Below are 3,668 nucleotides of genomic sequence, written 5' to 3'. Positions count from 1 at the left end.
ATTTTATACTGATGATAAATATTACTCTAAAAAGAAAGATGAACTAATAGCTAATTTAAAAAGGCTTAATATTGAATATAAAATTGACTTGCTTACAATCCCAGAAGGTTTAGAGTGGAGTGATGTTTGTAGAAAAAAAATTGAAATGTTCAATCAAGCATGTGTTGAAAATCCGGATAAAAAAGTTTTCTGGATTGATGTAGATTGTCAAATTAATTACTTTCCTGAATATATTGCTAATTTTAGCTCAGATATTATAGGCTTCGCTCGAGGTTTCTCATCACCGATGAAAACAGGTTATCATTTACGAAGCCGTTTTTGGGAACCTTGCTTTATTGGAGTCAATAATACACCTAATGCAAGACGATTTATTAGCGATGCATTAGCTAAAGAGAAAGAGTTTACTGGCAAAGCAACCGATGATTACTTTTTTGAAGAGTCATGGCGTATGAATTGTGATTTATTGAGTTATCAAGTTATTCCTTCAAGAGAGAGATCTGATGGTGAAAGCGAAGGGTTTTTTAGTTTTGGTGCCTCTGGTAATGTAGAGAACTTTGTAGGTAAAGTCGCTCAACACGAAAAAATAAATAATAGCACTGATAAGAAGCAAGTATTGATCAGCACGCTGTCGAAATTTGGACTTCTTAAGTATGCTTTAAAAGCTAAAAGAGTTATTTCCGGTGGAGTAAATACAGCGGAAGTTCATGCGGAAAAACTATCTCTAAAAAGCTTTAAGCATAAAGTGTTAGTAAGTGCTCTAAATAATAAATTTGAACAAATTTCCGACTTGAGAAATAAGAATATTATGGCTCAAGATAAAGTGAAGAGTGATATTTTAGCTCAAGCTGATTCAATCCTTGAATACCAAAACTATGCCAAAGGATTAAACCCTATCCCTTTATGTTGGTGGTTTAATCCAGCACCAGGTAATTTTGGTGATTGGTTAAGTCCTTACATTATAACCAGAATTGCAAATCGCTCTGTGAAGCTGATAACGCCAAATAAAATGAAGTCCTTTGATGGTAAAAACCTTATATCAATCGGTTCAATTGCTAAATTTGCAAATAGCAAATCTGTAGTGCTTGGTTCGGGTGTTAGCCGAAGAGAAACTGAACTCAATAATGGTGCAGAGTATCTGATGCTTAGAGGTCCGATTACTAAAGAGGTATTGGAATCTGATGGCGGCTCTATGACAAGAGAGGTTTTTGGTGATCCTGCTATTGTTATGCCAAAGATTTTCGAATGTGAAAGAAGTTATAATGGTAGAGTTGCATTAGTTCGCCACTTTTCGCACCTCGATGTAGATATTACTCTATCTGATAATATGGATGAAATTTCTATTTTAGCTTCAAGCTCGAATGATATTGAATCTCTAATCTCTGAATTAAATAAATATGATTCGGTAATTACAAGTGCTATGCATTGCTATATTATATGTCAGGCATATGGAATACCTACAGCTCTAGTTAACTGGGCGTCTCACAGCGATAGTGTTGCTGGGGATGGTATGAAATACATTGATTATGCTGAGGGTGTTGGAGTTCAAGCCTTTGCTCCTAAGATTATAGCTGATGATTTTAATTCTATAGACGTGCAAAGCTTGCTTAACCATGAAAGAATATCTCAACAAAAAATTGATGAAACATACTCTTACTTGAGTCACGTAATTGACGAGTTTAAAAATGATTTTTAAAAAAAATATTAGACTTAATAAGTCGGATTTTTTTTTCTTTTTGAATAACATCAAAGATTATTTGAGTTTTGGTGATAGTAAAGTGTCTATTTGGTATTTTACTAAAATAAAGAATGTAGGGGATCTAGTTGGCCCCTATATAATTTCAAGTATTACCAAAAAACCAATAAGAAAGAACATACTTGGTGTTGGAAAACATTATTTATCTGCGGGGAGCATTTTAGAACAAGCTACGAAAAGTAGTATAGTTTGGGGAAGTGGAGTAATTAGTTCAACACAAAACGTTCCTGATTTCTTACAAAATGTATCGTTAGTTCGTGGCTACTTAACTAAAAATAGGATACTTAATGGCGAACTTGATAATAAAATTGCCGTTGGCGATCCTGCTTTAGCGCTTCCTAGATTTTATGTTCCTTCGGCTTCTAAGAAGTTTAAAATAGGTATCATACCTCATTATGTAGACTTCGATGATGTCACTAATTCAAACCAGGATGACAACATTCGAGTTATTGATGTCCGTCAAGATGTGGAAGATTTTATTGACGATTTAGTTTCATGTGAATATATTTTTTCTTCATCTTTACATGGTTTGATTATCGCTGACACATATGGTGTACCTAACAAGTGGATCAAGTTATCCGACAAGTTAGATGGTGATGATTTTAAGTTTTATGATTACTATTCTGTTTACCCTAAGAGAGAAGTATCCCCTCTTAATTTGGGGGGCGATAACTCACATGACTTTAATGATTATCTAAAACTGTGCAGTTATCAACAAGATGATATTTTGATCGATAATATATTGAGAAGCTTTAATTATGATTAGTGTGACAATTGTTGTCCCTATTTACAATAAAGAAGACTATATAATCAAGCTTGTAGAAACTATAGAAAGCCAATCCATACAACCTAACGAGGTTATTTTTATAGATGATGCCTCGACTGATTGTTCTCTAAAAATACTGAAAAGTCTGAACTTAGACGAGAAGTTTAAGATAATTGAAAATAGTATTAATTTAGGTGTGTCTCAGTCTAGAAATTTAGGAATATCGTTATCTAAAAATGACATCGTTTGCCTTTTGGACAGTGATGACTACCTTGAAGCTGATTATTTAATTTCTATGTATAAAGTAATGACAGAGTTAAATTGTGACTTGTTGGGTTCATCTTATGCTTTTGATATTAATGGTAAGATAAAAAATGCAAGAACAGTTAGTTGTGATGTTGATGATATTAGGAAAGTATCGTTAAAGGATTTTTATAGAAGTTCATTATTTCATAATTTACCTTTTACATGTTCTTCGGTTTTATTGAATAAAGAGAAGTTCTTGTCGCTAGGTGGTTTTCCTGTTGGGATTTCCATGGGCGAAGACCAGGTTCTTTGGACTAAGTTTTTGACTGAAGGGAAGTGCTACTTTATGAATAAATCTAAGGCTTATTATAGATTGAATGTAGCTAACTCCGCGTGTAGTAATAATTTATCTTCCGGATGGTTGGATTATCTTCCCCTTTTGAAAAGCGAACAGTCAATATTTTACGATTTATATATATTCAAACTAATAAATTATTATATGTTTTTTGTTTCCGATAAATCAAAATCCGATTATAAACAAGTTGTTAGATTGATTAAGCGGTGGTATCTACGTGCTCCTTTGGGAGTGCTCATACAAATACTGAAAACACTTACAAAGGTTAAACATTAATGAATGCTATTAGTGCAATGATTAAATTGACTATTCATGTTGTTAGGAATATGAATCGTAAGTTTAAAGTGGTTTTTTCACTAATTTTGATATATATGCTCATTTCTCCTGTTTTTGAGTTGGCCATTTTTAACCTTATAGCATCTCTTCTTTCTGGTGATACTTCAGAAAAGTCGTCATCCTATTTATTATTGGCCTTGATGGCTCTAATATATGTTTTTAATTCCTGTCTTAAGTATTATACAAAAATAGGGAAAGTTAAATATATAAAC

At 32.8% G+C, this 3,668-nt stretch carries 4 protein-coding genes; all 4 read left to right on the top strand.

The window, feature by feature from the left end; genetic code table 11:
- The coding region (locus tag L8S15_RS21630) for a polysaccharide pyruvyl transferase family protein (RefSeq protein ID WP_280575149.1) at positions 1–1,693 on the top strand (1,693 nt) is incomplete at its 5' end.
- The gene (locus L8S15_RS21625) at positions 1,683–2,519 is read left to right on the top strand and encodes a polysaccharide pyruvyl transferase family protein (RefSeq protein WP_050613075.1); all 837 of its coding nucleotides are present in this window, start codon (positions 1,683–1,685) and stop codon (positions 2,517–2,519) included. The genes L8S15_RS21630 and L8S15_RS21625, both read left to right, overlap by 11 nt.
- Positions 2,512–3,396, top strand: a complete 885-nt coding sequence (locus L8S15_RS21620) for a glycosyltransferase family 2 protein (RefSeq protein ID WP_050613076.1) — start codon at positions 2,512–2,514, stop codon at positions 3,394–3,396. Before L8S15_RS21625 ends, L8S15_RS21620 begins: the two co-directional genes overlap by 8 nt.
- Positions 3,396–3,668, top strand: a 273-nt coding sequence (locus tag L8S15_RS21615; RefSeq protein WP_280575146.1) for a hypothetical protein, incomplete at its 3' end; no start/stop codon positions are given. The genes L8S15_RS21620 and L8S15_RS21615, both read left to right, overlap by 1 nt.

It is taken from the genome of Vibrio sp. S/42/10, from assembly GCF_029890535.1.
In the GTDB taxonomy this organism is placed as follows: domain Bacteria; phylum Pseudomonadota; class Gammaproteobacteria; order Enterobacterales; family Vibrionaceae; genus Vibrio; species Vibrio cyclitrophicus.
The sequence above is the reverse complement of the archived record's forward strand: the minus strand, read 5'-3'. Positions and strand labels throughout refer to the sequence as shown.

Bases quoted from the DNA above. Each gene is read 5' to 3' on its own strand.
- L8S15_RS21625 (WP_050613075.1), top strand. From the start codon at position 1,683: ATGATTTTTAAAAAAAATATTAGACTTAATAAGTCGGATTTTTTTTTC.
- L8S15_RS21620 (WP_050613076.1), top strand. From the start codon at position 2,512: ATGATTAGTGTGACAATTGTTGTCCCTATTTACAATAAAGAAGACTAT.